Source organism: Thiocapsa sp. C2-2m (assembly GCF_041903745.1).
Lineage (GTDB): Bacteria > Pseudomonadota > Gammaproteobacteria > Chromatiales > Chromatiaceae > Thiocapsa > Thiocapsa roseilacustris.
The window spans coordinates 12,112-36,138 of the sequence record NZ_JBBWVD010000030.1; the positions used below are offsets into that span (position 1 = coordinate 12,112).

The window sequence follows — 24,027 nt, forward strand, 5'->3', positions numbered from 1 at the left end:
GTTGTCGGCGCCCCTTAGAAGCGGTAGCCGACGGATAACCACCAGCGCCGCCCCGGACGCGGATAGCCGTCCGGGTAGGGCAGGTCCACCCCGCCGAAGCCGGTCGGCAGGTCGGGGTAACGCACATCTTCGTCGGTCAGATTCTTGACCCCGAGATGCGCGAAGACCCCCGGCCCGGTGCGCTGATAGCTCAAGGTCAGATCCGCCATGGCGTAACCCGAGACCGAATCGCGCGGGTCGGATTCGGGTCGGCTTCGATCGCCGACGTAGCGCAGCTGCAGGGCCGCGGTCCAGGCGTCGACCGGGCGCCAAAGGACGGCTAGATTGGCCAGTAGGTCGGTGCCGCCGGGCAGTGGCCGGTCGGCGTCGCGCGAGACCGTGTCCACGTAGGAGAAATTCGCATCGATCTTCACGCGGGCTCCGAGGCGGACCTCGTATTCCAGCTCGACACCGCGCAAACGCACATCGGCACTGTTGATAAAGCCGTCGTCGTCGTCCCCGAAGACGATCGGATCGACGAGGTCGGACTGAAACAGGATTAGGCGTCCTTCCCAGCGGGGTTGCTTGAGGATGTAGCCCAACTCGTAGGTCGCGATGTGCCCGGCGTCGATGGACTCCCGGCCCGGATACTCCCGCTCGTAGAAGGTCGGCGGTCGAAAGGCTTGTGCATACTGGAGCTTGAGGATGTTGGCCTCGTCGATGCGCCAGACGGCGGCCAGGCGCGGGGTCAGGAAGGCGCCGAGGTCGCTGTAGTCGTCCAGGCGCAGCGCCGCCGTGACTGTGAAGCCCTTGCTCGCACGGATCTCGTCCTGCACGATCAGGCTGAGAATCCGTCGGTCGAGCTCCTGATCCAGCCAGGTTTCGGGGACATCGAACGACAGGTTGAACCAGTTCCAGCTCGCGCGGTCGACCTGCACCTGACTCGCCTCGAAGCCCAGCAGGACAAGGTGCCTGTCCAAACCGCGCCAGTGCAGATCCGCGGCCCCGAGGTAGCGCGTCTCGCGGTAGTCCTGATCCAGGTAGACGGGTTGCGTGTCGAAATAACTCGGCGGGAAGACGTAGAGCTGCTCGCGTGTGCGCTCGTACTGCAGCGACTCGAGCCGGACGCGTGCATCCAGCGCATCCGACAGCGCCAGATCTTGGCCGATTTGAGCCGAGACATAACGCTGTCCGGAGGCAATTCGGTCGTCCGATGGCGGCAGGAAGTGATTGATCCCGAAATGATCGCCGTAGTCGTCGTCCAGGATCTTGATCGCGACGGAGGTATTGCGCCAGCGCAGATCGGCGAAGGCACCGAGATACCGGCTCGCTTCGTTCGATGGGCCGGGCGCGTTGGAGAGCTGCGCCTCGACGATCGCGAAGAGGGCATCTTCGGCGACGGGTACGCCGCCGTTGCCGGCAAGGCCGGCAAGATTGATCGAGGCGGTCAGATCGCGCTGCGGGTCGCTCCAGTGCCAGATCCCGCCCCCGCCGGCAGCGGCGCGCTCGTTGGCTTGGGCGTGGATCCTGCGGTCGGCTTGCCGGGTGACGACGTTCACCACGCCGGCGAAGGCATACTCTCCATGCACCGAGGCGCCGGGTCCGCGGATGACCTCGATGCGCTCGATCTGCTCGATGGGGATGTTCAGGACCGGGTTCGCGGTGGCGAACAGTGTCGAGTTCATCGACACGCCGTCGAGCAGGAACTTGATGTTCCCCGAGGCATAGCCGAAACCGACCCCGCGACTGAGAACCTGGCGCTCGCCCGTCATCTCGAGCCCTTGGCTGATGCCGGGGACCAGCGAGAGCGCCTCCCAGACGGTGCGAGCGCCGCGGGCGAGCATCTCGGATCCGGACAGGATGGTCGCCATGCCGGGGACGAAGTCCGCGTTCATTCCGTTGCGGGTCGCCAGCTCGGTTTCCTGATCGAGGAGACTCAGCAAGTCGCCGAGAGGTGCGTCGTCGGAGTCGGGCGTCGGTTGGATGCCGGCGGCTTCATCCGTGATCAGCATCATGACGAGCATCGACACGGCGAGTCCGCGCGGTGCGAGTGATCTTCGTAGGCTTGTTGACGGCAACACAACGAGGCCTCCGAGCCCTTGGCGCGAGCGGCATTGCGTAGATGCATCCGACCTGCTCGACATCGGCAGACCCGTCGTGGTGCAGGCATACCGGCTCCCGGTGTCGTCTGCCCGAGACGACTTACCCGCTCGGTCGGCGGCCGGAGCGCCCTAGGACGTCGGCAAAAAACCGTCCGCCTTGAGTTTGCCGATCACGGCGGCGATGACCTCGCTGATCGTGGTCTGCTCCGAGCTCGGATCCAGTGTGTCGGAGCGGCCCGACCAGACCAGCGTTGCTCGTCCGGCGTCGTAGAGATTGGTCTCGAGCCGAAGCGCGCGGTAACCGGCGTAATACCCGGGTGCGGTGACCTCGCTCAGGATGTGACCATAATACGGGTAGAGGCGCCCGTAAAGACTCGGAACCACATGGGTGCGTCCACCGCTCGAGGGGGCCTCCGGGTTCTCGCCAGCGAGGTAGGTGACGATGACCCCGTCGGCCCCGGATCGCCCGACCGCCTCCTGCACCGCCCTCGCTCGGCCGACATCGCGGTCGGAAAGCAGGGTATGCGCCGCACGCGCTTGAACGCCGGCGCCTTTCAGCGCTTCGACAAAATTATCTTCGTAAGCGCGGCGTACGATCGGGTTGGTGGAGATGCCGAAGACGATCAGGTCGCGATACGGGGTCGGGGGTGTCCCGGGTGCGATCCAGGTCGTGCTCAAGGGGCCCGGCGCGCAGCCGAGCGTCAGCAGGACGGCAAGGCCGAACGCGACGGCAAGCCGGAAAGGACGCATAAGCGGTTGCTCCGAGATCGCGAAAGGTTCCATCGGGCGCGGGAGTGTGCCCGGCTCGGGGCGGCAGGACAAGCTCAGGTCGTCCCGCTGTTCTGCGCTTTGGTCGACTTGGTGTCGGCGGCGTACTCGAAGGCGTCCGAATACATGCGATCCCGGTCGAGCCCCGCGGCCTCGAAGGCGATCCGCCCGGCCTCGACCATGACGGGCGGTCCGCTCATGTAGAGATCGAATCCGCTTGGATCCGGGTGATCTTCGAGGACGGTCATGTGAACGAATCCGGTGCGTCCCTGCCAGTGCGCATCCGGCTCCGAGAGCACGGGGACGAAGCGGAAGGTGGGCAGTTGCCGCGCCCAAGCGGCCGGCAGATCGGTCAGGTAGAGGTCGCGCTGCGCACGCACCCCCCAATAGAGCGCGATCGGGCGGTCGAGTCCGATATGGATCGCATGCTCGATCATCCCCTTCAGCGGCGCGAACCCGGTGCCTCCACCCATCAGGATGATCGGACGATCCGAATCCTCACGAAGGACGAAGGTCCCCATCGGTCCCTGGATGCGCAGGATGCTTTTCTCGGGCATGCTCTCGAAGACGTAGGCGGTGAACTCGCCGCCCGGAACATGACGGACATGCAGCTCGATCTCCGCGTCGTCGTGGGGCGCATTGGCGATGGAGAAGGCCCGACGGCGGCCGTCGCGCAGGATGAAGTCCAGATACTGGCCGGCGAGGAATTGCAGCCGTTGGTTCTCCGGCAGCTTCAGGAAGAGGCGCATCACGTCGTGGTTGAGACGCTCCTTGCGCGAGACCCGGCAGGGCAGGGTGCGGACCTCGATGTGCGCCACCGACGGGACCTCGCGCACGCGCAACAGCAGGTCGGAAGCCGGCACGGCCTGACAGGCGAGGCAGGTGTCCTCGGGCTGGCCCTCGAGCGCCTCGGTCGGCCCGCTCGGGTAGTCGACCCGGCCCTCGAGGAGGTGGACCGAGCAGGATCCGCACTTGCCGTCGCGACAGCCGTAAGGAAGGCCGATGCCTTGGCGCAGCGCGGCGGCGAGGATGGTTTCGCCCGGCTCGACATCGAAGCGATGTTCCGCGGGGAGGGTTCGGATCTTGAAGCTCATCGGGTGATTAAACCGCGTCCGGAGTGATTAGGCGATGGTTTTGGATCGGCTCGGCCCTATCTCCATCGGCTGACCCTGGATGGCGCGGTTTAAAGATTTGTTTTTCAATGGCTTGATCTGTACCTGTTCCGAGGCATCGGGTATTCTCAAGGTCATGTTGCCGGGTGCAACGCCGGTTTATGCTGGGGACGCGATTCGACAATCTTGAGGCATCGCATGCCGAGTTCGCAAACATGAGGCAGGTTGGGTAATGAACGAGCAGATCGTCGTTGGATGTGGATATGTGGGCATGCGCCTTGCCCGCCAATATCGGGAGCAGGGCGAGGCCGTCACCTGCATCGTGCGATCCGATGCGGGGGTGGCGCGGCTCGAGCACCACGGCATCCAGGGCTTACGCTGCGATCTCGCGGCTGAAAATCTCGGTGATCTCGGCCTTGCCGAGGCGCGGGTCTTTCATTTCGCGCCGCCGCCGGGGAACGGGGTTCAAGACCCCCATACCCGGCATCTCGTCGAGGTCTTCGAGCGCTACGGTCATCCGCGGCGCGTCCTCTATATCAGCACGACCGGCGTCTACGGCGATTGCGCCGGTAGCTGGATCGACGAGACGCATCCAGTCGCGCCTGTTGCGGCGCGCTCGCAACGGCGCCGGGATGCCGAGGAGACGCTGCTCCGTTGGTGCGCGGAGAGCGGCCGGGATCTGGTCATTCTGCGCGTGGCTGGGATCTACGGCCCGGACCGGTTGCCTCTGGAGCGGATCCGGGCGGGTGCACCTCTTGTCAGGCCGCAGGAAGCGCCATACACCAACCGGATTCACGTCGACGACCTGGTCACGGCCTGTATCGCGGCGATGGAGCGGGCGCCGTCGGGTGCGATCTACAACGCCTGCGACGGTCACCCAAGCACCATGACGGACTATTTTCTCGACGTGGCCGCCGCAGCCGGGCTGCCGAGCCCGCCGCTGATCAGCCTCGCGGAGGCCGCCGATCGCCTCTCCGAGGGCATGCTCTCCTACCTGAGCGAGTCGCGTCGTCTGCGCAACGATCGGCTGCGCGAAGAGCTGGGTGTCGTGTTCCGCTACCCGTCGCTGGCCGAGGGGCTGCGCGGTCTCTTTTAGGCGATCGGCGGATGCGTATCCTCGAACGCTTTTGGCGGCTATGATGCGGCCCTGCATCGCACGCCGAGGCGGCGGTGCGTCCCGATCGCGCGGAGTGCTCGGATCATCTTCGTTCGGACTGCCCGCTCGAATGCACCCTGTTCCGTTCGACCTCGAGCCCAGGCGTGATCGGACCCAACAACCCATAAGGAGCCATCGATGACGCGTTCAATCCGACAAGCGCCCGCAATGCTCGCTGCCCTGCTCGCAACCGCGGTCTTTGCATCCCCCGCCAGTGCGCTTCAGGAAGCGGACTTCAACTACGACTCGACCGAAAATCTGTATCGAATCTGTGCGGTTGCACCGGATGCCGAGGGCCATCAGATCGCCTCCCTGGCCTGCCGCGCCTTCCTCGAGGCGACCGTCCAATATCACGACGGCGTCACGGCCCGCAATGGCTTGAAGCGCCTCATCTGTTACCCCCAAGGCGCCACGATCGAGGATGCCCGCGAGGCATTCGTCGCTTGGGCGCAGGCCAACGCCGGGAGCAAGGAGCTGATGGGCGAGCAGCCCGTGAAGGGCGTGGTGCGTGCGCTCGCAGCCAAATATCCTTGCACGGGTCAGAAATAGGCCCTTCATCCATCGGGCGTCGGCCGGCGGCTCGACGCCCTCGCAGTCTCGGAGATTCCAATGATGAAAGTCACGACAGTTACGGCCGCTCTGGCCTGTATTCTGCTGATCGCCGGATGCGGCAGCACGACCACCTCGCGCGTTGCTACAGGCACCGGTATGGGCGCAGCCAGCGGTGCCGTCATCGGATCCTTCAGCGGCAATGCCGGTCGCGGCGCGCTCATCGGTGCCGGTGTGGGCGCCTTGGGCGGGGTGCTCGTCGACGAGCATCAGCGCGGCAGCTTCAGCAACAACTGATCCGGACGATCGATCGACCGAGCCGTTTGTCGGCTCGGCCGGCCATCTGTCTCTCCCACCCTGCGTGTGCACTTGTGCACGTCGCGGGTGTTTTGCCCCCCGACAGGACGCGTGCGGCCTCGCGTGGCGCTCGTCGGACTCGGCGAGGCGATGCGCGGGATTCGGCGACGCACTCGACGGGCATCGGCGGCGATCGGCTTGAGGCGAAAAGGTTTGTCGGCGCGTTTGGCCGGGCAGGTTTTCAGTTTTTTCTCCCTGGGGATCGGGTTTCCGTTCGACGAATCGTCACATTTTTTTCAATGAAACGCAGTTGACGCTTCGCACACGATCCACTAGCTTTCATCGGGAAAGAATCGCGGCGCTTTCGGGGTTTCGGTGCACGACGTACTGCAGGAAGTCCCGGGACAGGAAACGCTGCAGCACATTGGACCGGCGCACGACCGTGACGGCGAGGCGATGTCGGGTGCGTTTCGGCCGTTCGTGATGATGCCGCCCTCTGATCCAGGTTGAATGCACTGATCTCCTTTCCCGTGCCCCTCCCGCGATGCCGCTCTTCGCGCGGGTGCGGTTTTGCGTTACCCGCTGTCGAGTCGGCTTGTGTGTTGGCAGCTCGGCGGTCTTGGCTCGACCAACGCACACCAGCATGAGAGACAGCGATGAGGATCTACGTAGGAAACCTAACCTATAGCGTGACCGACGACGACCTGCGGGAAGTCTTCGGAGAGTTCGGTGATCTTGCAGCCGCGGAGGTGATCAAGGATAAGTTTTCCGGTCAGTCCAAAGGCTTCGGATTCGTCGATATGCCCAACAACTCGGAGGCGGATGCGGCCATCAAGGCGCTGAACGAAACCGACTTCAAAGGACGCAAGCTCACCGTCAACGAGGCGCGTCCGCGTGCCGAACGTCCACGTGGCGGCGGGGGCGGGAGCCGCTACTGAGCCCGATGCTCGACTCATGGCCTAGACAGGATCGTCGTCGCGGCGCGTTGCGCCGCCGGCGTCGATCTTGACCCTCGATGTCGTTTATCCGCCTCGCCGTCAGCCGTTTCGTACCCCGGGGGCGATGCCGAGACTGTCCCAGACCCCGTTGACCCGTTCACGCACCGCCGCGTCCATTAGAATCGGGCTTCCCCATTCGCGCGTCGTCTCCCCGGCCCACTTATTGGTGGCATCGAAGCCGATCTTCGATCCCAGTCCCGAGACCGGAGAGGCAAAATCCAGATAGTCGATCGGCGTGTTCTCGATCATCACCGTGTCGCGCACCGGATCCATCCGGGTCGTCATCGCCCAGATCACATCCTTCCAGTCGCGCGTACAGACGTCCTCGTCCACAACGATCACGAACTTGGTGTACATGAACTGACGCAGGAAGGACCAAACACCCATCATGACCCGCTTGGCGTGTCCCGGGTATTGCTTCTTGATGCTGACGACCGCCAGGCGATATGAGCAACCCTCCGGCGGCAGGTAGAAGTCGCGGATCTCCGGAAACTGTTTCTGGAGAATCGGTACGAAGACCTCGTTCAGGGCAACGCCTAGGATCGCAGGCTCGTCGGGGGGGCGCCCGGTGTAGGTGCTGTGATAGATGGGCTCGCGGCGTTGAGTGATGCGCTCGATGGTGAAGACCGGGAACTCGCCCACCTCGTTGTAGTAGCCGGTGTGATCGCCGAAAGGCCCTTCCGGTGCCAGGTCGTCCGGGTGGATATGGCCTTCGAGGACGATCTCGGCGCTGGCCGGGACCTGGAGATCGGAGTCTTTGCAGGCCGCCAGCTCGGTGCGGCTGCCGCGCAGCAGTCCGGCGAAGGCGTATTCGGATAGGGTGTCCGGTACCGGCGTGACGGCGCCGAGAATCGTCGCCGGGTCGGCGCCGAGCGCGACGGCGACCGGGAATGGCTTGCCGGGATGGGCGCGTTGCCAGTCGCGAAAGTCGAGCGCACCGCCACGGTGGGCGAGCCAGCGCATGATGACCCGGTTGCGGCCGAGCACCTGCATCCGGTAGATGCCGAGGTTGTGGCGCGCCTTCTCCGGCCCCTTGGTGATGACCAGGCCCCAGGTAATCAGCCGCGCGGCGTCGCCCGGCCAGCAATGCTGAATGGGCAGGCGCCCCAAATCCACTTGATCCCCGCTGAATTCGACATCCTGGCAAGGCGCGTTGCGCCGAACCTTCGGGGCCATGTCCAGCACCTTCTTGAAGATCGGCAGCGACTGCCACGCCTCCTTCATCCCCTTCGGCGGATCCGGCTCCTTGAGAAAGGCGAGCAGCTTGCCGACCTCGCGCAGCGCTTCCACCGACTCCTCGCCCATGCCGAGGGCCACTCGGCGTGTCGTCCCGAACAGGTTGCCCAGCAGAGGAATCTTCGACCCCTTCGGTCGCTCGAACAGCAGTGCCGGGCCGCCGGCCCGCAGCGTCCGGTCACAGATCTCGGTCACTTCGAGATAGGGGTCGACCTCGACCCGGATGCGTTTCAGCTCGCCGCGCTGCTCAAGCTGGTCGATAAAATCACGCAGGTCCCGATACTTCATTTCTTATCCCGCATTTCGAACGCGGTTTAAGCCGCGATGCCGGAATGACGAAGCAGCGCATCCGTATTCGGCTCCCGACCCCGGAACCGCACATAGAGCACCATGGCGTCCTCCGATCCGCCTTTCTCCAGGATGTTCTCGCGGAAGGACCGGCCCGTGTCCGCATCGAAGACACCCGTTTCCTCGAACAGCGAGAAGGCGTCCGCGGACAGGACCTCGGCCCATTTGTAGCTGTAATAGCCCGCCGCGTAGCCGCCCGCGAAGATGTGCGAGAAGGCGTGGGCGAAGCGGTTGAAGGCGGGCGGACGGATCACGGCGACCCGGTCGCGGACCTCCTCGATGATCTCGTAGACGCGTCCCCCGCGCGCCGGGTCGTATTCCAGATGCAGGCGGAAATCAAACAGCGCGAACTCCAGTTGTCGCACCATTTGCATGGCCGACTGGAAATTCTTCGCCGCGGTCATGCGCTCGTAGAGGTCTTGCGGGATCGGCGCACCGCTCTCCCAATGGGCTGCAAAGAGGTCGAGCGATTCACGCTCCCAACACCAGTTCTCCATGAACTGGCTGGGCAGCTCGACCGCGTCCCACGGCACCCCGTTGATCCCGGCGACACCTGGATAGTCGACCTTGGTCAGCATGTGGTGCAGGCCGTGGCCGAACTCGTGAAAGAGTGTCTCGACCTCGTTGTGGGTCAGCAGCGAGGGCTTGTTGCCGACTGGCGGGGTAAAGTTGCAGACCAGGTAGGCGACCGGGAGCTGGTCGCAACGACTGGTGTGCATCCGGTTGGTGCAGACGTCCATCCAGGCCCCGCCGCGCTTGTTCTGGCGTGCGAAGGGGTCGAGATAGAACTGGCCGCGTAGCGCCCCGGATGCGCCGTCGCGGATCTCGAAGAAGCGCACCTCCGGGTGGTAGGTGTCGAAGGATTCGGCCTCCTGGATCCGGACCCCGAAGAGGCGCTCGACGACGCCGAAGAGACCCGACAGGACCCGCGAGATCGGAAAGTAGGGCCGAAGCTCTTCCTGGCTGATTTGGTATCGGTGCAGACGCAGCTTCTCGGCATAGTAGCCCACGTCCCACGGCTCCAGCGTCTCGACGCCGTGCTGCTCGCGCGCGAAGGACTCCAGCTCCGCGAGCTCTTTGCGTGCCTGACCGACCGAGCGGTCGGCCAGGTCATTGAGGAAGGCCAGCACGTCGTCCGGCGAGCGGGCCATCTTGGTCGCGAGCGAGCGCTCGCCATAGTTCGCAAATCCCAGCAGCCCGGCCAGCTCGTGACGCAGCGCCAGGATGCGCTCCATGATCTCGCTGTTGTCCCACTCTCCAGCATCCGGCCCCTGATCGGAGGCGCGTGTGCCGTAGGCCTGATAGAGCTCGAAGCGCAGCTCGCGGTTGTCCGCATAGGTCATGACCGGCATGTAAGACGGCAGGTCGAGCGTGAAGAGCCAGCCGGTCTGGCCCCGCTGCTCGGCGTTCTGTCGGGCCAGCCCCAGCGCGGATTCGGGCAGGCCCGCGAGCTGCGCCTCGTCCTCGATGACCTTGCTCCAGGCGTTGGTGGCGTCGAGCACGTTCTCGGAATACTTGGTGGTGAGCTGGGAGAGCTCCTGACTGATGGCCTTGTAGCGAGCCTTTTTCTCGGCGGGCAGGTCGACTCCCGAGAGATGGAAGTCGCGCAGCGCGTTCCCGAGGAGCTTGCGCTGTGCCGGGTTCAGGTGCTCCTGCGCCGCGACCGCCTGGTAGCCGCGGAAGAGGGCCTCGTTCTGCCCGACCTCGGTGCCGTAATCGCTGAGCTTCGGCAGGCAGGCGTTGTAGGCCGCGCGCAGTGTGTCGCTGTTCAGGACACCGTTGAGATGTCCGACCGGTGACCAGGCGCGACTCAGGCGGTCGTCGATCTCGTCCAGCGGCTCGACGAAGCTCTCCCAGGTCGGCACCGGGACCTCGCGTGTCAGACGCTCGATCTCGGCGCGGCAGTCGGCGAGGCAGACGTCGATGGCGGGCTCGACATGTTCGGGACGGATCCGAGAGAAGGCCGGGAGGCCGGTGGTGTCGAGTAAAGGGTTCGTCATGGGTGTGGCCTGGTCGGGTTCGCGGATCAAAGGGATCTAAAGAGGTCAAGGGTTGCGATCGGCGGTGGCTCGGGGACCGCGTCGTGACAACCGGCGGGTCGGGACGGGCGAAGCCTGGCGCTTCGTGGATCATGCGGGCTTGGCGCAGGAGTTTCCAGTCGACCGATCGGGTCGGCGCGAGTGACGCAGTTTGCGATGCACTCGGCGTCGTCAGTCCGGCAGGAAACCCATGTTCTGGCGCGGCGAGATCCGGCCCTCGAGCGAACGGACCATGTCGATTCTCGGACGCGGTGCGAAGGCCTGCGGGATGCAGAAGTGAAATCGCCACAAGTCCTGGCGCCAGCGCTCCCCGACGTCGGCGGAGATCTCCAGCCATTCGTCCGACTCGATCGGAACGAACCGTTCGCCAGCGCCGTAGGCATAGGTCTTGTAGGCGCCCCTCGGCGTGCACCGAATGCCCTCCACCGAGAGGTTGCGGGTCCCGCTGCGACCCTCCGCGACGACTGTATAGCGCACTACGGCGTCGGAGCCGATCCGTAGGTTCGCGGTGTCGATGAAGTATCGGAGGGCTGAATCCGGTCCGTCCGGGACCAGCTCGACCAGATCCGCATCCTGCGGCCAAGGCGGGAGCGTGGAGTCCGCTTCCTTCCAAGGCGTGCCCGCTTGAACGCTCGAGGGCACGGGGGGCTCGGCGTCGGTCACGAAGGCATTTCTCGCGGCGGATAAGGGCATCGCGAGCCAAAGCAGAGGGAGCCAAAGTAGGACGTCCCGGGCAAAACGTCGCCGGGGCAGGAAGGCCGATGGAAGCTGTCGGGGGGGTGTCATGATGCCGTTCACCTGGGGATGAAGTGACGTGTCATAAATTAAGGTGATTTCCGGGAAGTGTCGTCCCGACTGCGCATACCGGGAAGGCGTTTAGGGACTGTAGGGGCGAATGAATTCGCCCCTACACGTCGGTGGAACCTTTCCCGGAAATCACCTAAGGTGAGCACCGAATCCAATCGTTGTCGTTGCCGTTAACGATTACGACAACGATAACGGTAACCGTGGCAAAGGTATTCCTTCGTCGCGTTGTTTTGCTTAATTTTGAACCGGTCCAAAGTGATTTATGCAGGAAAAACGGGCCGGAAGGATGCGCTCGCCGTGACGTGCGTCTCCATGCTTCGCACCCGGGCGCATCGCCGCATCGACATCCACAAGTCTACCAGCCCGAAAGGCAACTGCCATCCGACACGATCGGCCCGCTTGTGCCGCTGATTCTCCTTCCGGTATGGTTCTTGGATGCGTCTCGAAAAAATCCGACTTGCCGGCTTCAAATCCTTCGTGGATCCCACGACGGTGCTCTTTCCCGGCAATCTGGTCGGTGTCGTCGGTCCCAACGGCTGCGGCAAGTCCAACGTCATCGACGCGGTGCGTTGGGTCATGGGCGAGAGCTCCGCGAAGATGCTGCGCGGCGAGTCGATGGCCGACGTCATCTTCAACGGCAGCACCGGGCGCAAGCCGGTCGGGACGGCCAGCATCGAGCTGGTGTTCGACAACACCGACGGCGGCGCGGGCGGCGCCTATGCCGCCTTCAATCAGATCTCGGTCAAGCGCCAGGTCTCGCGCGACGGTCAGTCGGCCTATTTTCTGAACGGGACGCGCTGCCGTCGGCGCGATATCCAGGATCTCTTCCTTGGTACGGGTCTCGGCCCGCGCTCCTACGCCATCATCGAGCAGGGGATGATCTCGCGCATCATCGAGGCGCGGCCGGAGGATTTGCGGCTCTTTCTGGAGGAGGCCGCAGGCATCTCCAAGTATAAGGAGCGCCGCCGCGAGACCGAGAGTCGCATGCGTCAGACCCGCGAGAACCTGGATCGGCTCGACGATCTGCGCGACGAGGTCAACAAACAGATCCAACACCTGGAGCGCCAAGCCGCCTCCGCCGAGCGCTATACCCAGCTCAAGGCCGAGGAGCGGCGTTTGGACCTGGAGCTCAAGGCGTTGCGCTGGCAGGCACTCGACGCGGAGATCCGCACCCGCGAGCAGCGACTCGCCGAGACCGAGACCCGGACCGAAGCGGGGCTCGCGCAGCAGCGCCGGATCGAGGCCGATATCGAGGCGCGGCGCGCCGACTATCAGAGCGCCTCGGAGACCTTCAACGGGGTGCAGGGACGCTTCTACGCCGTCGGCTCGGAGATCGCGCGGGCCGAGCAGGCGATCCAGTTCGCCAACGAGGCCCGCGGTCGGCGCGAGGGCGAGCTGGTGCGCCTCGACCAGGAGATCGGCGAGGCCGAAGACCACTTGGAACGTGACCAGGGTCGTCTCGCCGAGATCGACCGCAACCTCGCCCGCGACGAGCCCGAGCTGACCGGTGCGGATCAGGCGTTGTCTGCAGCCGTGCTGAGCGTTGCCGGCGCCGAGGATCGGCTCAAGCAGTGGGAGCGCCTCTGGGACGACTTCAGCCGGGAGGCCGCCGGGCCGTCCGAGCAGGCGCAGGCCGAGCGTGCCCGGATCAACGCACTCGAGCAGCGCAGCGACCGCGACCGCGACCGACTGCGGCGCTTGGACGAGGATCTGGCACGTCTGCAGGGGTTGGAGCTCGAGGATCGGTTTCTCCAGCTCGTCGAGCGCGAGAGCCGATTGGAGGCCGCGCTCGCGGACATGGAGGAGCGCCACGAGACCTCCGGTGCCGACCTTGCCGAACGCGACGGGGCGATCGCGACGCTCGCCTCGCAGATCGATCGGGTCCGCACCCTGCTGCAGCAATCCCGGGGTCGGCTGGCCTCGCTCGCTGCCCTGCAGGACGAGGCCCTTGCCGACACGGATGCCGACGACGGCCGTGCCGACTGGCTGGCCGCCGCGGGACTCGCCGATGCCTCCCGTCTGATCGATCGGATCGAGGTCGACCCGGACTGGCAGCGTGCGGTCGAGGTCCTGCTCGGGGACGCGGTCCGCGCGGTCGGCATCCCGAATCTCGATGGTGCGCTCGCGGGCGGCGATCCGCCTCCGGGTTTGGTGCTCTTGGAGACGTGCGGCGACGCCGAGGGTCAGGCCGAGGGTCAGGCCGAGGCAGCACCGTATTCGGACGGCGGATCGGCGACTCGGGCGATTCTCGCGCATGTGCGCGCACCCTGGGCGCTCGATGGCCTGCTCGGTCGGGTCCATACCGTCGATCGGCTTGCCGACGCCGTGGCGATGCGCGACGCCTTGGGCTTGGCCGAGCAATGGGTCACGCCCGAGGGCGCGCGGGTCGGTCGAGATTGGCTGAGCACGCCGCCGGTGCAGGCGCAGGGGGGCGTCATCGCGCGTGCAGAGGCGATCAAGGCGCTCGGCGTGGAGATCGCGGACGACCAGGCCAGGGAGTCCGAGCTATGCGCCGAGCAGGAGCGTCTGCGCACGGCCCGAACCCTGGCTCACGAGGAGCGCGCCGATGCCGGACGACAACTGACGTCACTGGGTCGCGAGCTCTCGCAGCTCAAGGCCGAGCTCGCAAGCCTTCGCGCCAAGCGCGAGCATCGACAGGATCGGCTCCAGGCGCTGGGCGCCGAGCGCGACGAGCTGCAGGAGCAGATGGCCGAGGCATTAGATGAGATGGAAGAGGCGCGCGAGCGTCTGCACGAGCACCTCTCCTTGGTCGAGACCCTGGCGGAACGACGCGAGGCGATGCAGGTCGAGCGCGAGGTGCTGCGCACCGGGCTTGCCGCGGCACGCGACGAGGAGCGGGGTTGCCGGGAGCGGACCCAAGGCTTGCGCGTCAGCGTCGAGTCGAACCGCGCTGCGCGCGCGGCGACCCAACAGAGTCTCGTGCGCATCCAGGAGCGCCGCTCGGTGCTGCATGAGCGCCGCGCCGAGCTGTTGGATGCGCTCGAGGAGAGTGTCGAGCCCTTGGCCGAGCAGCGGGCGCGGCTCGACGAGCAGCTGGTGCTGCGGGTGGAGGTCGAGCAGGCGTTGGCCGCGGCGCGCAACCGCCTCGAGGCCCTGGATGCCGAGGTGCGCGAGCTGGAGCAGGCGCGTCAGCGCTTGGAGCAAGAGGGCCGACTCGGCCGCGGCGAGCTCGATCGGCAGCGTTTGGAGCACCAGGAGCGTCTGGTCCGTCGTCAGACCCTCGCCGAGCAGATCGCCGGGCAGACGGACGGGCACATGGTCGGGCAGACGGACGGAGCCGAGCGGACCCCGGCCGACGTCCTGGCCGCGATGGACCCCGCGGCGAACGAATCGGAGTGGCAAGAGGCGCTTTCCAAGACCGGGGCACGTCTGCAGCGGCTCGGTCCGGTCAACCTGGCCGCCGTGGACGAATTCAGGCAGCAGGCCGAGCGCAAGGTCTATCTGGACGCCCAGCATGATGACATCAGTCGCTCGCTCGAGACCCTGGAGCAGGCGATCCGCAAGATCGATCGCGAGACCCGCAACCGCTTCCGCGAGACCTACGATCAGGTGAATCAGGGGTTTCAGCTCCTGTTTCCGCGTCTCTTCGGCGGCGGTCACGCGAGCTTGGATCTCACCGACGAGGATCTGCTCGAGACTGGCGTTACCGTCATGGCCCGACCGCCCGGCAAGCGCAACTCGAGCATCCACCTGCTCTCGGGCGGGGAGAAGGCGCTTACCGCGGTGGCCTTGGTCTTCGCCATCTTTGAGCTCAATCCGGCGCCCTTCTGCATGCTCGACGAGGTCGACGCGCCGCTCGACGACGCCAACGTCGGGCGTTTCTGCGAGCTGGTGCGCTCCATGTCCGACCGCGTCCAGTTCGTTTTTATCAGCCACAACAAGGTCACGATGGAGATTGCCGATCATCTGCTCGGCGTGACTATGCATGAGCCCGGCGTCTCGCGGCTCGTCTCGGTGGATGTCGACGAGGCAGTTCGGCTCGCGGCCGTGTCCTGAACGCGCGAACAGGTGTCGCACCAGGTTCAGGTACGGGTCGTCGCCGCCGTCGTGGGTCAAACCCGTCCGCGCGGGGATACAGGTGGCTCGCGCATTGATATACTCCACCCAGTCCTGAACGTGAGACCGACAGCAACGCTTGAATGGACGCCAATACCATCCGTCTCATCCTGATCGTCGCGGGAGCCCTGCTCATCCTTGCCCTCTTCTTATGGGAGCGCAGCCGGCGTGCCGGGGACGAGGACGATGACGATGACTACGAGGAGGCCGACGCACCCTACGGTCTTTCGGCGGGCAAGCGCGAGCCGCGGCTCGGGCAGGTCGCCGACGAGGAGCGAGGGAGCGACCCCGATCGCGCCCGCCCCGGCCGAACGCCCGCAGCGGGGGCGCGCCGGCTCGACCCCGAGTCGGAGTCCGAGCCCGATCCGGACGACGACATCGATTCGGACAGGCCGGCGGACGTCGAGCCGCTGTTGATTCAGCTGAGCGTGAGCGCGCGCCGCGAGCCCTTCGCCGGTCCGGAGTTGATGGATGCCGCCGACATCTGCGGTCTGCGTCCCGGCCGGATGGATATCTTCCACTGCCTGGACGAGTTCGACCACGACACGCGGATCTATTTCAGCATGGCCAATATGGTCAAGCCGGGGACCTTCCCCTTCGATGGCATGGAAGACTTTTCGACTCCGGGCCTGATGCTCTTCGCCCAGCTCGAGGGTCGCCCGGAGGACATCACCATCCTCGAAGAGATGATCGCCACCGCACGCAAGCTCGCCAGCGAGCTCGACGGCGAGGTGCTCGACGAGACACGCCGTCCGCTCACGGTGAGGAAGGAAGAGGACCTGCGCCAGGCCGTGCTCGACAACGAGCGCCGATGGGCACGCACGGCGGACCGTTGATCGGTGCGGAAGGTGTCCGCGAGCGTGCCGAATGGCTGCGCACGGAGATCGCCCGCCACAATCACCGCTATTACGTCCTTGATGATCCGGAGATCCCGGACGCCGAGTACGATCGTCTCTTCGCCGAGCTTCAGGCCATCGAGGCCGCCAACCCGGATCTGAAGACGCCGGATTCGCCGACCCAGCGGGTCGGCGCCTCACCGCTCTCCGCCTTCGCTCAGGTCCGCCATCGTTTGCCCATGATCTCGCTCGCCAACGCCATGAGCGACGGTGAGCTGGTGGATTTTGATCGTCGCAACGCCGCCGCCTTACCGGGTACCGATCCGATCCTCTACACCGCCGAGCCCAAACTCGACGGGCTGGCCATGAGTATCCGCTACGAAGCGGGTCTGCTGGTTCAGGCCGCGACCCGCGGCGACGGCTCCACCGGCGAGGATGTCACCGCGAACGTGCGCACCGTCAAGAGCGTGCCGCTGCGCCTCGTCGGCGAGACTTGGCCTGCCGTGCTCGAAGTGCGCGGCGAGGTCTACATGACCCGCGATGGGTTCGAGCGGCTCAACCGGGATGCCGCGGAGCGGGGCGAGCGCGTCTTCGCCAATCCACGCAATGCGGCGGCGGGGAGCCTGCGTCAGCTCGATCCACGCGTGACCGCCAAGCGTCCCTTGCGTTTTTGCTGCTACGGATGGGGCGAGCTCTCGATTGACCCCGATGAGAGTCAGTACGCGATGCTGCAGCGCCTCGCCGGCTGGGGGATTCCCATTTCGCTGGAGCTGCGACAGATCGAGGGGCTGGACGGATGTCGCGCCTATTTCGACGACTTGGGGCGTCGCCGCGACGCACTGCCCTACGAGATCGACGGCGTGGTCTTCAAGGTCGACCGGATCGCCGATCAGACGCGACGGGGCGCGACCGCCCGACATCCCAAGTGGGCCATCGCACGCAAGTTCCCCGCCCGGGAGGAGCTGACGATCGTCGAAGCGGTCGAGTTTCAGGTCGGGCGTACCGGTGCCGTGACCCCTGTCGCTCGGCTGCGGCCCGTGCAGGTTGGCGGCGTCACCGTCGCCAACGCCACCTTGCACAACATGGACGAGGTCGTTCGTAAGGATGTCCGAGCCGGCGATACCGTCGTCATCCGACGTGCGGGCGACGTGATTCCGGAGGTTGTGAGCGTCCTGGTCGATCGCCGGCCGCCGGGTGCGGTGCAGGTCGAGATGCCCGCCCTCTGCCCGGTGTGCGGTTCCGACGTACTGCGGCCGCCGGGCGAGGTGGTAGCACGCTGTACCGGCGGTCTCTATTGTCCCGCGCAGCGCAAGCAGGCGATCCGGCATTTCGCCTCGCGTCGCGCCATGGATATCGAGGGCCTCGGCGAGAGGCTGATCGAGCAGCTCGTTGATCTGGGGTTGGTTCGCGAGCCTGCCGACCTTTATCGGCTGACCGCGGAGCAGCTCGCCGGCATCGAGCGTATGGGCGAGAAGTCCGCGGCCAACCTGATCGACGCCCTGGAGCGGAGCAAAACCACGCGCTTTGCACGCTTTATCTTCGCACTCGGGATTCCGGATGTCGGCGAGACAACCGCGCAGGCGTTGGCCGAGCGGTTCAGCGGGATCGCCGAGCTGGAGCGGACGCGTGAAGCGGATTTCGTCCGCGAACGGGGCGTGAAGGGCGTCGGTCGGGAAACCGCGACCGCACTGCATCGCTTCCTGATCGAGCATCAGGAGATCGAGGCGCAGGGCGACCTCGTGCACTGGTTGGCGGGGCTCAAGCTGCCCGGTCTGACCCTAGCGCGTGCGCAGGCGTTGGCGGGGCGCTTCGAGGATCTCGCTGCACTTCGCGCGGCCGAGCTCGAAGACCTTTACCTCAACAGCACGCGACTGGTCGAGGGGGTCGGCCCCGTGGTGGCGGCGGAGATTGCGGGCTTCTTCGCTCAAGGGCACAATCGCGAGGCGATCGAGCGGTTGCTCGAGGCCGGGATCCACTGGCCCGACCCGCTCGCTCCTGCGCAGACCTCGAATGCGCTGCCCCTCGCGGGCAAGACGATCGTGATCACCGGCACACTCAGCCGGCCACGCGAGGAGATCGCCGCCCGGTTGCAGGACGCCGGAGCGAAGGTGACGAACAGCGTCTCGAAGAAGACGGATTATCTGATTGCGGGCGAGGCGGCGGGTTCGAAGCTCGAGAAGGCGCAATCACTCGGTGTCGTGATTCTCGACGAAGCCATGCTGAGCGCGTTGCTCGATCGCCCCTGATTCAAGCGACGTCCGAGCGATGTCTGCGCGATGCCGGATTCTTCCGGCGGCGCCCCAATGTTGCTGGTTCGAACAACGAGCGGTCATCAGAACCGCGTCGACAGCGATCGACTGCTTCCAGCGATCGAACCGTCTCTCTAGATTTTACGGACCCCGCAATGAATGAATTGAGCAAAGAGCAACAGATCTTGATCGCGATGCGCAAGACGCTGTCGGCGATCATCCGAGACGTGACCCCGCCGCCCGGGATGCGTCATCCGCTGTCGGAGCCGACCATCGAGGACGTGCGTCAGTGCCTTGGGCTGATCGCCGCCCGCGAGAAGGAGTTGGCGGACGTGCAGGGCCGCGGTGGCGAGCGCCCTTACTATGTCGACGAGCCCCCGGATGCCCGGGTCGTGCCGATTGCCGGCATCAAAAAGCGCAAGGAGTGATGCCATGACATGCGCCCGCCCGGAGAATCCTGGTCGTACGGAGAGCCCGGCTGCTGCCCGACGGCGGCCTCTCATGCAAGTGACTCTGTGTCTGGTCGCGGCCGGACTATGCCGAGATGCCGTCGCCCGCGATTCGGCGACGACGCGGGTCCCCGAGTGGTCTTACTCGGGGGTTGCGGGTCCTGACCGGTGGGGTGATCTCGGTGGTGATTACGAGACCTGTGCGCGGGGGGAGCTTCAATCGCCGATCGATATCGTCGAGACCCAGCGGGTGAGCTATACGCCTTTGCTCTTTCGCTACCGATCGCAGCTCCTCGAGGCCGAGAACACCGGCCGCGGAGTCCGCCTGATCTCCCCGCCGGGCAGTGCACTCGTGGTTCGGGGTCAGGCCTACGACCTCGTCGAGTTCAGCTTCCACGTTCCCGGTTTGCATGGTTTCGAGGGTGTTGCAGCGGAGGCCGAGATCCACATGCTGCATCGCGACGGGCAGGGCAATTATGTCGTCGTCGCCGTACCGCTGCGAGCCGGCGAGCGCGAGAATCGGATCCTCGATCGGATCCTGGAGTATCTGCCGCTGCAGCCGGGCGAACGGGTGCGACACCGTCAGGTGGGGATCAACCCGCTCTTCCTGCTACCGGTCGATCGCAGCTATTACAGATATACGGGTTCGCTTGTGACCCCGCCCTGCACCGAGCCGGTGCTGTGGTTCGTCTTTCGCGAGCCCCTCGAGGTGAGCGCCGATCAGATCCAGCGCATCGCTCGGGCCACGGGGACGAACGCACGTCCCATCCAGCCTTTGAACGGCCGTCCGGTTTTCTCGCTTTTCCGCTATTAAACCGCGCCCGGCGCGATATGCGATGTTTTTGGATGGGATCGGCCCCGGCAGATTTGACGACCGTTGGTGCCGGCGCGGTTTAAATCCCGGATTGCAGTCTCCTGTCCACTGAGGGCGTGGCTCGCGGCACGGGCATCCAAGCCGCGAAACCACGCCTTTCGCATCAACCGCGATCTAAACCGCGTTCAGAGCGACATATGTCGTTTTCGTGTTGTATTCGGCCTTTGGATTTCTCCTGCCTTGGTTGAGACGCGGTTTAAAATTCTATTTTTTAACACCTTAAACCGCGCAGGCTTCAACAATCGTCGAGTCTTCCGGGGCCGATCCCATTAAAAAACATCACATGCCGCGCTGGGCGCGGTTTAGGGTGCGGCGATGGACTTCTCGACCTCTGCAACGAGTACCGGATCCGTCAACTCGGCGGGGAGTTGGCTGAACTTCTCCACCAACGATGGCCACAGCAGGTTGTAGTACAGCTCGCCGCGCACGAGCACGACACCCTCCGAGGGGATCTCATAGGCAATCTCGCGCGTTTCGTGCGCCTTCAGTCGCGTGTCCTCGCCGGGCTGCGTGGCGGTCGGCGGCGGCGCGGGCATGCCTTTGTCATCCGCCAGGGCGTAGTACAGATAGGCCTTCGGATCGTCTTTGGATGGATGGCCCTCGGCGTTCTGCCAGACCACCTCGCCTTGGTCGTTGTAGGCGGTCAGCTTGAAGTACATGTTGCGGAAGGGTGCCCCGGTCGGTACGGAATGGGGTTGGGAGTTCTGCAACAGGACCTTCGTCTTGAGCATATCGCCGTCGCGATCGCTTTTCACATCGAAGACGACCGAGCGTTTCAGCATGCCGTGGTCGTGTCCGCCGCCCATGGAGTGATCGACGAGCCCGCCCGAGACCGGCATATGGCAGGATTGGCATGCGACCTTACTGCCGCTGGCGACGAATTCGTCGCCGGTTGCACACAAGGCGACGTTGTTTGGGTTGTTGCGCCGGTCATGGCAGCCCATGCAGGCATTGGATGTCTTCATCATGACGGGGCTGGCATCCATGGCGAGCGCCGGGATCTCGATGCCGTCCATCTCGACCGGCTCGCCGAGATGCGGGTTTGGTTTCTGCGAGTCTTCCGCATCGTCGACGGCTCCGCCGAAGAGATCGTCACCGGCCGCCGTGAGTTTCTGCACGCCGCGCGGGAATGCCGTCGGGCCTTGGAGTCTGTCGGAGACGTCGTACGCCTTCAGTCCGAGACGCAGCTTCCCGTCCTCGCCCTCGATACCCTTGTAATTCTGAAGCGTATGGCAGGCCACACAGTTCACCCCTTCGCTGTAGGCGACATGGGCATCGAGCTTGGTGGTCTTGTCGCGGGCCGCGTTCGGTGCATGACATTGCAGACAGACCGGAAAGGTGCCGGACTTCTTGTGGACCTGTCCTTCGGCCCTCGGGTCTCCGACCTCCATCTCGTAGAAGGTGCCGTGGATCGGATCCTTCAACGCCGTGCTGTTGGCGTGCATGGAGCCTTTCCACTGCCGGTAGATCTCTTCGTGGCAGGTCTGACAGACCTCCGCCGAGATCAGGTGGATCGGCTCGGACGTGTCTTCGGCCGCCGCCGGACCGGCGATGCCTCCGAGACCGAGTGCAAGACCGAATGCGATCGAGAGGCCCGCGAGTATGCGTTGCATGGGGTGTCGCTCCTTATCTTCTTTGATGATGTGGACGTTGTGCCACGGACGCGTGTCCGACCGTCGTGAATTGTTCTCCATTGGTGCCATCGGTAAAAGTGCGTGCGGTCAATGAAACGCCGTTCCTGTCTCGCTCCGGTCAATACCTGCTGTATTTAATTAAATTCTAATAAATTGATTCGCATCATCCTCGAACGAGCCCTTCACGGATCTGCGGTTGGCCTACACCCTGGCTCCTCGAAGTAACCGCGTGATGAAAAGAAACAATAGCTTCATTGCTCGTTGTCTTGGCCCGGTAACTCTCGTTCGGTCATTCGGTGGGTCAATAATAGAATATCGATAGATTCTAAATTAGATTGCTCGGTCCGGCCGCCCTATAATCGGATGCGTTCATCTTTCCGGTAGGCTCCAGAGGTTGTTCAGATGTGCGCTAGTCCATTCTCGATCCTATTACGATGCGTTCTTCTTTGCGCGCTAATCCTGCCGATCGCGGTGCCCGCTGCGGCCGACAAGGTCAAGCTCGACCCGAGCAACTGGGGCCACGAAGCCGGCAGCGCCTGCGTCAGTTGTCATACCAAGTCATCGAGTGGCCTCGCGCAGCAGTGGCAGGACAGCGCCCATGCGGGTGCGGGCGTCAACTGCATGGATTGCCATCGGGCCGAGCCATCCGATGTCGATGCCATCGAGCATGAGGGGCAGGTCATCGCCACCATCGTCTCGCCGAAGGACTGCGGGCGTTGTCACACGAAGGAATTCGAGGAGCAGCAAGGCTCGGTCCACGCCGAGGCCTACTCCATCATCGAGGATCGCCTGCCGGCCTTGGCGCACAATGTCGGCGGCGCCGCCATGCAAGCCGCCTCCTGCGACCAGTGCCACGGCTCGCGGGTGAAGGTGCGCGGCGACGGCACCCTGGATCCCGCGACCTGGCCCAACTCGGGCATCGGGCGGATCAATCCGGACGGATCCAAGGGGTCATGTTCTTCCTGTCACGGCCGGCATCGCTTCTCGAAGGCTCAGGCGCGCGAGCCCGAAGCCTGCGTCCGTTGTCACTCCGGCCCCGACTCGCCGGACAAGGAGGTCTTCGAGGCGTCCAAGCACGGGATGGTCTATGTGGCGCATCGCGACGAGATGAATCTGGATGCCGCCGAGTGGGTTGCGGGGCGCGACTACACGGCCGCACCGACCTGCGTGACCTGCCACATGGGCGCCGCCGGGAAGCTGCCTTCGACCCATGATGTGGGTCTGCGCAACGTCTGGAGCCTCAATACGCCGGTCTCCAAGCGTCAGTTCCTGGTCATCTTCGAGGATGGACACAAGATGGAGCTGCCCGCGGACGCGCCCGCGCCGCGGCGCGGCACCGAGCTGACGCGCGCCGACGGCACGGTCGGGACCGTCAAGGCGGTCGCCACACCCGAGCGGCGCCGCCAAGCCATGTCGTTGGTCTGTGTCGAGTGTCACGGCAAGGGCTTCACCGAGAGTTTCATGCGCCAGTTCGACGCGGTCGTCGAGCTCTACAACACGAAATTCGGCGAGCCGGCCCGGGCGATCATGGCCGGGCTCTACGAGCGCGGGCTCCTCACCCCGACCGCGTTCGACGAGCCGATCGAGTTCACCTACTGGGAGTTATGGCACGACGAGGGCGCGCGCGCCCGGCATGGCGCATCCATGATGAGTCCGAACCATGCCTGGTGGGAGGGCATGTATCTGGTCGGCCGCAATTTCTACGCGCGTTTTCTCCCGGAGGCACGCGCGGCGGCCGGCGAGCACGCGGACGAGCTGGTCGATGCCGTGCTGCGCGCAAACGGTCAGCATGAGTGGCTGGATCAGCCCGGCCAGGCGAGCGCCATCCTCGGCTTCGCACCGCAGGAGGCCGAGTGATGGGCAAGCTGCGCGCACCTTTGTTCATCACCCGCCATGTCTTGATCGCGCTCGTGGTCGGCGGTGTCGGCGGGGTGCTCTTCATGACATTCCTGCTCGAGTTCGACCATTACACCAGCACCAACGAGTTCTGCACGACCTGCCATTCGATGACCTATGCCGATGAAAGCTATCGGCAAACCGTCCATTACGACTCGGCATCCGGGGTGCGCGCATCCTGCGGTGACTGCCACGTCTCCGAAGGCGTCTTCGCGGCCACCTGGGACCATGCGATCGGATCGAAGGACCTCTTCAAGCAGCTCTTCGGACCGGACTACGACGACCCGGTGATCAATACGCTGCACCTGCCCGAGGCCGCCTTCGCCGCGCGTAAATGGTTTAGGGCGCGCGACTCGGCAACCTGCATGCGCTGTCACACGCAGGAGGCGATCCAGGGTAAACGAGCCGACACCGCGGCGATCCATCGCGAGGAGACGGAGGGTAAGTCCTGTATCGACTGCCACTACAACCTGGTGCATCGCAAGGTGCCCGACGAGAGCACCTTCAAGCGCGAGGCATGGAATCGGATGGTCGAGGAGGAGTTCGCTCTGGAGCCGGGAACGGCCGAGCGGCTGATGCGTGCGCACTAAGCCGATGTACTAAACCGCGCCCAGCGCGGTA

Annotated in this window: 18 protein-coding genes; 11 read left to right on the forward strand and 7 right to left on the reverse strand. The window is 64.9% G+C overall.

Annotated elements, in window-relative coordinates; all coding sequences use genetic code 11:
* Positions 1-14 precede the first annotated feature (14 nt).
* The 3 genes from AADX97_RS20790 to AADX97_RS20800 all read right to left on the reverse strand — a co-directional run bounded on the left by AADX97_RS20790 (position 15) and on the right by AADX97_RS20800 (position 3,943).
* Positions 15-2,003, reverse strand: a complete 1,989-nt coding sequence (locus AADX97_RS20790) for a TonB-dependent receptor plug domain-containing protein (RefSeq protein ID WP_374238640.1) — start codon at positions 2,001-2,003, stop codon at positions 15-17.
* A gap of 207 nt (positions 2,004-2,210) precedes the next feature.
* On the reverse strand, positions 2,211-2,831 hold the full coding sequence (locus AADX97_RS20795; RefSeq protein WP_374236046.1) for a hypothetical protein: 621 nt from the start codon (positions 2,829-2,831) through the stop codon (positions 2,211-2,213).
* A 74-nt stretch (positions 2,832-2,905) separates the two neighbouring features.
* Positions 2,906-3,943: a CDP-6-deoxy-delta-3,4-glucoseen reductase gene (locus AADX97_RS20800; protein ID WP_374236045.1), complete on the reverse strand. Its 1,038-nt coding sequence runs from the start codon at positions 3,941-3,943 to the stop codon at positions 2,906-2,908.
* 250 nt (positions 3,944-4,193) lie between these two features.
* Between AADX97_RS20800 and AADX97_RS20805 the strand changes: the two genes are divergently transcribed.
* The 4 genes from AADX97_RS20805 to AADX97_RS20820 all read left to right on the forward strand — a co-directional run bounded on the left by AADX97_RS20805 (position 4,194) and on the right by AADX97_RS20820 (position 6,901).
* Positions 4,194-5,057: an SDR family oxidoreductase gene (locus tag AADX97_RS20805; protein ID WP_374236044.1), complete on the forward strand. Its 864-nt coding sequence runs from the start codon at positions 4,194-4,196 to the stop codon at positions 5,055-5,057.
* 198 nt (positions 5,058-5,255) lie between these two features.
* On the forward strand, positions 5,256-5,666 hold the full coding sequence (locus AADX97_RS20810; protein WP_374236043.1) for a Rap1a/Tai family immunity protein: 411 nt from the start codon (positions 5,256-5,258) through the stop codon (positions 5,664-5,666).
* Positions 5,667-5,729: 63 nt separating this feature from the next.
* Positions 5,730-5,963, forward strand: a complete 234-nt coding sequence (locus AADX97_RS20815) for a glycine zipper family protein (RefSeq protein ID WP_374236056.1) — start codon at positions 5,730-5,732, stop codon at positions 5,961-5,963.
* Between the two features lie 656 nt (positions 5,964-6,619).
* Positions 6,620-6,901, forward strand: coding sequence for an RNA recognition motif domain-containing protein (locus AADX97_RS20820; RefSeq protein WP_374236042.1), 282 nt, complete (start codon positions 6,620-6,622; stop codon positions 6,899-6,901).
* Positions 6,902-7,000: 99 nt separating this feature from the next.
* Here the strand turns inward: AADX97_RS20820 and ubiD are convergent, their stop codons facing one another.
* The 3 genes from ubiD to AADX97_RS20835 form a co-directional block, all read right to left on the reverse strand.
* Positions 7,001-8,485, reverse strand: a complete 1,485-nt coding sequence (gene ubiD, locus AADX97_RS20825) for a 4-hydroxy-3-polyprenylbenzoate decarboxylase (protein ID WP_374236041.1) — start codon at positions 8,483-8,485, stop codon at positions 7,001-7,003.
* A gap of 26 nt (positions 8,486-8,511) precedes the next feature.
* Positions 8,512-10,545: an oligopeptidase A gene (gene prlC, locus AADX97_RS20830; protein ID WP_374236040.1), complete on the reverse strand. Its 2,034-nt coding sequence runs from the start codon at positions 10,543-10,545 to the stop codon at positions 8,512-8,514.
* Between the two features lie 210 nt (positions 10,546-10,755).
* Positions 10,756-11,370 (reverse strand): CNP1-like family protein, encoded by a 615-nt coding sequence (locus tag AADX97_RS20835; RefSeq protein WP_374236039.1) that lies wholly within the window; start codon positions 11,368-11,370, stop codon positions 10,756-10,758.
* A gap of 456 nt (positions 11,371-11,826) precedes the next feature.
* On the opposite strand from AADX97_RS20835, the gene smc reads away from it, so the two are divergent.
* From smc to AADX97_RS20860, 5 genes are all read left to right on the forward strand, one after another.
* Positions 11,827-15,408, forward strand: coding sequence for a chromosome segregation protein SMC (gene smc, locus AADX97_RS20840; RefSeq protein WP_374236038.1), 3,582 nt, complete (start codon positions 11,827-11,829; stop codon positions 15,406-15,408).
* Between the two features lie 143 nt (positions 15,409-15,551).
* Positions 15,552-16,304, forward strand: coding sequence for a cell division protein ZipA C-terminal FtsZ-binding domain-containing protein (locus tag AADX97_RS20845; RefSeq protein ID WP_374236037.1), 753 nt, complete (start codon positions 15,552-15,554; stop codon positions 16,302-16,304).
* Positions 16,280-18,550, forward strand: coding sequence for an NAD-dependent DNA ligase LigA (gene ligA / locus AADX97_RS20850; protein ID WP_374236035.1), 2,271 nt, complete (start codon positions 16,280-16,282; stop codon positions 18,548-18,550). The genes AADX97_RS20845 and ligA overlap by 25 nt, the downstream gene beginning before the upstream one ends.
* Positions 18,551-18,708: 158 nt before the next feature.
* Entirely contained in the window at positions 18,709-18,981 is a 273-nt protein-coding gene (locus tag AADX97_RS20855; RefSeq protein ID WP_374236034.1) for a segregation and condensation protein A, read from the forward strand.
* Positions 18,982-19,054: 73 nt separating this feature from the next.
* A complete protein-coding gene (locus AADX97_RS20860) occupies positions 19,055-19,816 on the forward strand; it encodes a carbonic anhydrase (protein ID WP_374236033.1) in 762 nt (253 codons plus the stop codon).
* A 362-nt stretch (positions 19,817-20,178) separates the two neighbouring features.
* Here the strand turns inward: AADX97_RS20860 and AADX97_RS20865 are convergent, their stop codons facing one another.
* Complete coding sequence (locus AADX97_RS20865; RefSeq protein WP_374236032.1) at positions 20,179-21,489, reverse strand: cytochrome c family protein; 1,311 nt, start codon at positions 21,487-21,489, stop codon at positions 20,179-20,181.
* Between the two features lie 492 nt (positions 21,490-21,981).
* Here AADX97_RS20865 and AADX97_RS20870 point away from each other — a divergent pair, with 492 nt between their 5' ends.
* Together AADX97_RS20870 and AADX97_RS20875 are read left to right on the forward strand one after the other, a co-directional pair.
* Positions 21,982-23,367 (forward strand): multiheme c-type cytochrome, encoded by a 1,386-nt coding sequence (locus tag AADX97_RS20870; RefSeq protein WP_374236031.1) that lies wholly within the window; start codon positions 21,982-21,984, stop codon positions 23,365-23,367.
* Entirely contained in the window at positions 23,367-23,996 is a 630-nt protein-coding gene (locus AADX97_RS20875) for a NapC/NirT family cytochrome c (RefSeq protein ID WP_374236030.1), read from the forward strand. Before AADX97_RS20870 ends, AADX97_RS20875 begins: the two co-directional genes overlap by 1 nt.
* The last annotated feature ends 31 nt before the right edge of the window (positions 23,997-24,027 follow it).

Bases quoted from the DNA above. Each gene is read 5' to 3' on its own strand.
- ligA (WP_374236035.1), top strand. From the start codon at position 16,280: ATGGGCACGCACGGCGGACCGTTGATCGGTGCGGAAGGTGTCCGCGAG.
- AADX97_RS20790 (WP_374238640.1), bottom strand. From the start codon at position 2,003: ATGCTCGTCATGATGCTGATCACGGATGAAGCCGCCGGCATCCAACCG.
- AADX97_RS20845 (WP_374236037.1), top strand. From the start codon at position 15,552: ATGGACGCCAATACCATCCGTCTCATCCTGATCGTCGCGGGAGCCCTG.
- AADX97_RS20815 (WP_374236056.1), top strand. From the start codon at position 5,730: ATGAAAGTCACGACAGTTACGGCCGCTCTGGCCTGTATTCTGCTGATC.
- AADX97_RS20810 (WP_374236043.1), top strand. From the start codon at position 5,256: ATGACGCGTTCAATCCGACAAGCGCCCGCAATGCTCGCTGCCCTGCTC.
- AADX97_RS20860 (WP_374236033.1), top strand. From the start codon at position 19,055: ATGCAAGTGACTCTGTGTCTGGTCGCGGCCGGACTATGCCGAGATGCC.
- AADX97_RS20875 (WP_374236030.1), top strand. From the start codon at position 23,367: ATGGGCAAGCTGCGCGCACCTTTGTTCATCACCCGCCATGTCTTGATC.
- prlC (WP_374236040.1), bottom strand. From the start codon at position 10,545: ATGACGAACCCTTTACTCGACACCACCGGCCTCCCGGCCTTCTCTCGG.
- AADX97_RS20800 (WP_374236045.1), bottom strand. From the start codon at position 3,943: ATGAGCTTCAAGATCCGAACCCTCCCCGCGGAACATCGCTTCGATGTC.
- AADX97_RS20855 (WP_374236034.1), top strand. From the start codon at position 18,709: ATGAATGAATTGAGCAAAGAGCAACAGATCTTGATCGCGATGCGCAAG.
- smc (WP_374236038.1), top strand. From the start codon at position 11,827: ATGCGTCTCGAAAAAATCCGACTTGCCGGCTTCAAATCCTTCGTGGAT.
- AADX97_RS20805 (WP_374236044.1), top strand. From the start codon at position 4,194: ATGAACGAGCAGATCGTCGTTGGATGTGGATATGTGGGCATGCGCCTT.
- ubiD (WP_374236041.1), bottom strand. From the start codon at position 8,485: ATGAAGTATCGGGACCTGCGTGATTTTATCGACCAGCTTGAGCAGCGC.
- AADX97_RS20795 (WP_374236046.1), bottom strand. From the start codon at position 2,831: ATGCGTCCTTTCCGGCTTGCCGTCGCGTTCGGCCTTGCCGTCCTGCTG.
- AADX97_RS20835 (WP_374236039.1), bottom strand. From the start codon at position 11,370: ATGACACCCCCCCGACAGCTTCCATCGGCCTTCCTGCCCCGGCGACGT.
- AADX97_RS20820 (WP_374236042.1), top strand. From the start codon at position 6,620: ATGAGGATCTACGTAGGAAACCTAACCTATAGCGTGACCGACGACGAC.
- AADX97_RS20865 (WP_374236032.1), bottom strand. From the start codon at position 21,489: ATGCAACGCATACTCGCGGGCCTCTCGATCGCATTCGGTCTTGCACTC.